Genomic DNA, 6,000 nt, shown 5'->3' on the forward strand with positions numbered 1-6,000 from the left:
CGTCAGCCGTGCCGGGCGCCGATCCAGTGCAGGAGGTCGTGGACGATCTCGTCGTCGAGGCGATAGCTGACCCCGCGTCCCACGCGGGTCGCGCTGACCCAGCCCTGCTGGCGTAATACGCGAAGCGCCTGCGAGACGGCGTTTTCTGAGCGGCCGAGCGCGGTGGCCAGGTCTCCGACGCGGATTCCCGGGACGCGGTGCAGCGTGAGCAGGATTTCCAGCCGGTGCGGGTCTGACAGCAGGTCGAATCGCTGAGTCCAGCTGGCGGTGTCGACGTCGGCCAGCGCTGACGCCGCGCGTTCGACGTCCACCTGACCAACGGGCTCGTTCACGGGACTCAATGTAACGCTGATGTGCACGCTCGAGGGTGCTTGACCGTGCGCAAATGTCGGAAAATCGGCGGCGTGTCGTCAGCAAACACGCACGCTCGCCGTGAAAAAGGCGGGGCTTAGTCGAGGAAGCCGTGCAGCAGCGCGGCCGAGCCCTCGACATGTGCGCGCATCGCCGACGCCGCGCCGTCCGCGTCGCCGGCGAGAATCGCGATGACGATCGCCTCGTGCTGCTCGTCGGAGTGGGCGATGTTTCGGGGCAGCAACGGGATCTGGTCGAGCAGCGCATTGAGCCGCATCCTGTTCTCCGCCAGCAGCGGCACCAGCGACGGTGACCCGGCGGCCTCGGCGATCGCCAGATGTAGACGCGAGTCGAGCCGCCGGTAGTCATCCGGGGCGGCGCCGCGAACGTCGCCCATCCGCAGCCACAGTTGTTCGCGCTCGGCGGCGGTCAGCGTTCGGCTGGCGGACATGTGCGCGGCACCGACTTCGAGGATCTCGCGCAGGCGTAGCGCGTCGTCGATGTCCGCGCGCGTCAGATCGTCGTTTCCGGTGATGGGCGTGGGCAGTTCGTCGGCGAGGAACGTCCCGCCGTAGCGGCCCCGCCGGGACACCAGATAACCCGCGTCGGACAGCGATTTGATGGCCTCGCGCACGGTGTCGCGGCTGACGCCGAGCCGCGAGGCGAGTTCCCGTTCGGGCGGCAGGCATTCACCCGGTTGCAGCACCCCGAGCCGGATGGTCTGCAGCAGCCGACCGACGGTGTCCTCGAAGGCGTTGCCGCCACGCACGGGGCGCAGCAGCGCCCCGGCCGCCTCCGCGGTGAGCCCCGCGGGCGCCTCCGGTCCGTCCGGGTCGGCCGACATGGTTTACAGCGGAGTGACGTAGTGGCCGCTGATGCCGCCGTCGACGAGGAAAGACGAAGCAGTGATGAACGAGGCGTCGTCGCTGGCGAGGAACGCCACCGCGGCGGCCAGTTCGTCGGGTTCGGCGAAGCGGCCCACCGGGATGTGCACCAGCCGCCGCGCGGCCCGCTCGGGATCCTTGGCGAACAACTCCTGCAGCAGCGGGGTGTTGACCGGTCCCGGGCACAACGCGTTGACCCGGATGCCCTGCCGCGCGTACTGCACGCCGAGTTCACGGGACATCGCCAGCACACCACCCTTGGACGCGGTGTAAGAGATCTGCGAGGTGGCCGAACCCATCACCGCCACAAAGGAAGCGGTGTTGACGATCGAGCCCTTCTGCTGCGGCACCATGTGGCGCAGCGCCGCCTTGCAGCAGAAGAACACCGACTTGAGGTTGACGTCCTGCACCCGCTGCCACGCGTCGATGCCGGTGTCCTCGATCAGATCGTCCTCGGGTGGGCTGATGCCGGCGTTGTTGAACGCGATGTCGACCGAGCCGTAGGTGTCGGCGGCGGTGTCGAACAGCGTGTCCACCGCAACCTGGTCGGATACGTCGACCTGGACGAAGGTGCCGTTGAGGTCGTCGGCGACGGTCTTTCCCGCCGCCGGGTCGATGTCACCGATGACGACGGTCGCGCCCTCGGCCTTCATCCGCTTGGCGCTGGCCAGGCCGATGCCGCTGGCGCCGCCGGTGACGACGGCGACCTTTCCCGCCAACCGTTGGGTGAGATCCATCTAGGCCTCCTGCACTGCGAAGAACACGTTCTTGGTTTCGGTGAACGACAGCGGCGCGTCCGGTCCGAGCTCGCGGCCGAGGCCGGACTGTTTGAAGCCGCCGAACGGCGTGTTGTAGCGCACCGAGGAATGCGAGTTGACCGACAGGTTGCCCGATTCCACGGCCCGCGAGACACGCATGGCGCGCGACAGGTTCTCGGTCCAGATCGACCCGGACAGCCCGTAGGGGGTGTCGTTGGCGAGCGCGATCGCGTCGGCCTCGTCCTCGAACGGCAGGACGGTGACCACCGGGCCGAAGATCTCCTCGCGCACAGCACGATCGGTGCGCTGCGGCGTCAGCACCGTCGGCGGAAACCAGTACCCGGGTCCCGACGGCGCAGATCCGCGGAAGGCCACGGGTGCGTCGTCGGGTACGAACGAGGCGACGGTGTTCCAGTGCGCCTTGGACACCAGCGGACCCATCTCGGTGTCCTTGGCGCCCGGGTCGCCGACCACAACGCCCTTGACGGCCGGTTCGAACAACTCCATGAACCGGTCGTAGACGTTGCGCTGCACCAGAATTCGGCTTCGCGCACAGCAGTCCTGGCCGGCGTTATCGAACACGCCGTACGGGGCGGTGGCCGCCGCCTGCTCGAGATCGCAGTCGTCGAAGACGATGTTGGCGCTCTTACCGCCCAGCTCGAGGGTGACGCGCTTGACCTGTTTGGCGGCGCCGGCCATCACCCGGGTGCCGACCTCGGTCGAACCGGTGAACACGACCTTGCGCACGTCGGGGTGCGAGACGAAGCGCTCGCCGACCACCGACCCCTTGCCGGGCAACACACAGAAGAGATCGGCGGGGATGCCCGCCTCGACGGCCAACTCCCCCAGCCGGATCGTGGTCAGCGGTGTCCACTCCGCGGGTTTGATCAGCACCGCGTTGCCCGCCGCGAGCGCGGGCGCGAAGCCCCACGACGCGATCGTCATCGGGAAGTTCCACGGCGTGATGACGCCGACCACGCCCAGCGGTTCGTTGAACGTGACGTCGATGCCGCCGGTCACCGGAATTTGCTTGCCGGAGAGGCGTTCCGGCGTGGCGGAGTAGAACTGCAGCACATCGCGGACATGGCCGGCCTCCCATTCGGCGTTGCCGATCGGATGCCCGGAGTTGGCCACTTCCAGCGCGGCCAGCTCGTCGACGTGTGCATCGACCGTCGCAGCGAAGGCGCGCAGCGCGGCAGCCCGTTCGGCGGGTGCGCGCCGGGCCCAGTCCCGTTGTGCCGCTTTGGCTCGCGCCACCGCATCGTCGACGCCGGCCTCGTCGGTCTGCTCGACGGTGCGCAGCAGCTCTTCGGTAGCCGGGTTGATCACGTCGGATGTGCTCAAGCGTTCGCCCTTTCCTTTGCATATGCGTTCGCCGCCTCGACCACCGCGGCGAACAGCCGCAGATCGTCGAGGCGCTCCTCGGGATGCCACTGCACCGCGAGCACGAAGGGCTCGCCGGGCAGCTCGACCGCCTCGATGACGCCGTCGTCGTCCTGCGCGCTGATCACCAGGCCGTCGCCGAGTTCGTCGATCGCCTGGTGGTGGTAGCACTGCGCGTCCGAGGACTCGCCGATGAGCCCGGCCAACCGCGTACCCGGCACCGTACGCACCGTCGACGTGGTGAACACCGCGTTGCCCTGCTGATGGCGGTTGTGCCCGATGACGTCGGGCAGGTGCTGGTGCAGCGTGCCGCCGAGCGCGACGTTGAGCACCTGTGCGCCGCGGCAGATGCCCAGAACCGGCATGCCGCGCCGCATCGCACCGCGCACCAACGCGAACTCGAACCGGTCGCGTCGCCGGTTGTCCTCGGTGCCCTGGTCGGTGGCCGGATGCGGCTCCCGGCCGTAGTGCGCGGGCACGACGTCGCGCCCGCCGGTGATGATGACGCCGTCGAGGCCGTCGAGGACGCGGTCGGCGATGGCATCGTCGACTTTTTGCGGCGGGAGCAGCACCGAGATGCCGCCCGCCAGTTCCACGCCCTCGAAGTAGATCGCGGGGAGGAAGCTCGCCCGCACGTCCCACACGCCGGTCTGCGCCTGCTGCAGGTAGGTGGTCAACCCGAGCACGGGCCGTCGTTTTTCCTCCCGAACTTTTTCCTCGCGTGAGCCCCCGCGCCAACTGGGAACAGGCGCAAAACTGCCCATTTCGCCGTCATTTTGGTCAGGTTTACGACTGCTCGCCGAGAGACTAGAGCCGCTCAAAGCCACGCATCCTTTCCCAGTCCGTGACGGCGGAGTTGAACGCGGCCAGCTCGACTCGGGCGTTGTTGAGATAGTGCTCGACCACCTCGTCGCCGAACGCGGCGCGCGCGACCTCGGACTTCTCGAACAGCGCCGCGGCTTCGGTCAGCGTCGTCGGAAGGCGTTCGGCGCCACCGGTGTACGCGTTGCCCTCCGTCGGCTCGGGCAACTCGAGTTCGCGTTCGATGCCGTACAGGCCGCCGGCGATCAGCGCCGAGACCGCGAGGTACTGGTTGACGTCGCCGCCGGGCGCCCGGTTCTCCATCCGCATACCGTGGCCGTGACCGACCACCCGCAACGCGCAGGTGCGGTTGTCCAGGCCCCACGCGATCGCGGTCGGGGCGAAGCTGCCGTCGACAAACCGCTTGTAGGAGTTGATGTTCGGCGCGTAGAACAGCGTGAGCTCGCGCAGCGTGGCCAGCTGGCCTGCGACGAAGCTGCGGAACATCGGCGACATGCCCAGCGGATCGCTGTCGTCGGCGAACACCGCCGCACCGTCGGAACCCCGCAGCGAGATGTGCACATGGCAGCTGTTGCCCTCGCGCTCATCGAATTTCGCCATGAAGGTCAGGCTCTTGCCATGCTGGTCGGCGATTTCCTTGGCGCCGTTCTTGTAGATCGTGTGGTTATCGCAGCTGACCCGCGCATGGTCGAACCGGAACGCGATCTCCTGCTGGCCGAGGTTGCACTCGCCCTTGACGCCCTCGCAGTACATGCCCGCGCCGGCCATGCCGAGCCGAATGTCGCGCAGCAGAGGCTCCATGCGCGTCGAGCCCAGCATCGCGTAGTCGACGTTGTAGTCCGAGGCCGCCGTCATATCCCGGTACCCCTTGGCCCACGCGTCGCGGAAACCGTCGTCGAACACCATGAACTCGAGTTCGGTCCCGACGTAGGGCACCAGGCCGCGTTCGGCGAGCCGGTCGATCTGCCGGTTGAGAATGCTGCGCGGCGCCTGCTGCACCGGGCTGCCGTCATGCCAACCGAGATCGGCCATCACCATCGCGGTTCCCGGCAGCCACGGAATCAGCCGCAACGTCGAGAAGTCGGGGGTCATCACCATGTCGCCGTAGCCGGTCTCCCAGCTCGACATCGAGTAGCCGTCGACCGTGTTCATGTCGACGTCGACGGCCAGCAGGTAGTTACAACACTCGGCGCCGTGCTCGGCGACCTCCTCGACGAACAACCGGCCCGATACCCGTTTGCCGGTCAGCCTGCCCTGCATATCGCAGAACGCGACGATCACCGTGTCGACGTCGCCGGCGGCGACCATGCGCTCGAGATCGGCCTGCGACAACATGCCCGTTGCGACGCTCATCGATGGTGGGGCCTTTCCTTCACGGCGCGAGATTGCGGGTAGTCAACCATTGGATCGGGCTCGCTCTGACGTTCGCCCAAGTCTTTTACACAAATGTCACTTCCAAAGGTAGGACGCCAGACCTTTGCAAGCTTATTCTCCCTTTGCCTCATCACCGCAAGAAGGAGCCGAATCGGTGGCCCAAGACCAGGCGCAGGACAAGATGAAGAGTTCAGGTGGCGTCACCTACAGCCAGGCCGGCGACGGCTACTTCGAGAAGCGGCAACTCAAGCGGACTGCCGGGTTCTGGGGCCTGTGGGGCATCGGCATCGCCGCGGTCATCTCCGGCGACTTCTCGGGATGGAACTTCGGCATCGGCGCCGCCGGCTGGGGCGGCCTGGCCATCGCGTCGATCCTGATCGTCGTCATGTACTTCGGCATGCTCTTCTCGATCGGCGAGATGTCGGCCG

6 protein-coding genes and 1 pseudogene are annotated in these 6,000 nt (G+C 67.5%); 1 reads left to right on the forward strand and 6 read right to left on the reverse strand.

All coding sequences use genetic code 11. The features are described from left to right. Positions 1 to 2 precede the first annotated feature (2 nt). The 6 genes from A5650_RS09200 to A5650_RS09225 all read right to left on the reverse strand — a co-directional run bounded on the left by A5650_RS09200 (position 3) and on the right by A5650_RS09225 (position 5,551). Positions 3 to 332, reverse strand: coding sequence for an ArsR/SmtB family transcription factor (locus tag A5650_RS09200; RefSeq protein ID WP_156744060.1), 330 nt, complete (start codon positions 330 to 332; stop codon positions 3 to 5). Positions 333 to 448: 116 nt separating this feature from the next. Then, positions 449 to 1,195, reverse strand: a complete 747-nt coding sequence (locus A5650_RS09205; RefSeq protein WP_067289371.1) for a FadR/GntR family transcriptional regulator — start codon at positions 1,193 to 1,195, stop codon at positions 449 to 451. A gap of 3 nt (positions 1,196 to 1,198) precedes the next feature. After that, the gene (locus A5650_RS09210; RefSeq protein ID WP_067289374.1) at positions 1,199 to 1,972 is read right to left on the reverse strand and encodes a 3-oxoacyl-ACP reductase; all 774 of its coding nucleotides are present in this window, start codon (positions 1,970 to 1,972) and stop codon (positions 1,199 to 1,201) included. Then, complete coding sequence (locus A5650_RS09215; protein ID WP_067289378.1) at positions 1,973 to 3,337, reverse strand: aldehyde dehydrogenase family protein; 1,365 nt, start codon at positions 3,335 to 3,337, stop codon at positions 1,973 to 1,975. Further along, entirely contained in the window at positions 3,334 to 4,140 is an 807-nt protein-coding gene (locus tag A5650_RS09220) for a gamma-glutamyl-gamma-aminobutyrate hydrolase family protein (protein ID WP_082950681.1), read from the reverse strand. Before A5650_RS09220 ends, A5650_RS09215 begins: the two co-directional genes overlap by 4 nt. Before the next feature lie 43 nt (positions 4,141 to 4,183). Further along, positions 4,184 to 5,551, reverse strand: coding sequence for a glutamine synthetase family protein (locus A5650_RS09225; RefSeq protein ID WP_067289380.1), 1,368 nt, complete (start codon positions 5,549 to 5,551; stop codon positions 4,184 to 4,186). Between the two features lie 175 nt (positions 5,552 to 5,726). Here A5650_RS09225 and A5650_RS09230 point away from each other — a divergent pair. Next, positions 5,727 to 6,000: pseudogene (locus A5650_RS09230) on the forward strand (amino acid ABC transporter permease); the annotation flags it as partial.

This window comes from Mycobacterium sp. 1164985.4 (genome assembly GCF_001668575.1).
Lineage (GTDB): Bacteria > Actinomycetota > Actinomycetes > Mycobacteriales > Mycobacteriaceae > Mycobacterium.

Excerpts from the sequence above, each read along its gene's own strand:
- A5650_RS09225 (WP_067289380.1), bottom strand. The coding sequence starts at position 5,551 with ATGAGCGTCGCAACGGGCATGTTGTCGCAGGCCGATCTCGAGCGCATG.
- A5650_RS09220 (WP_082950681.1), bottom strand. The coding sequence starts at position 4,140 with ATGGGCAGTTTTGCGCCTGTTCCCAGTTGGCGCGGGGGCTCACGCGAG.
- A5650_RS09210 (WP_067289374.1), bottom strand. The coding sequence starts at position 1,972 with ATGGATCTCACCCAACGGTTGGCGGGAAAGGTCGCCGTCGTCACCGGC.
- A5650_RS09205 (WP_067289371.1), bottom strand. The coding sequence starts at position 1,195 with ATGTCGGCCGACCCGGACGGACCGGAGGCGCCCGCGGGGCTCACCGCG.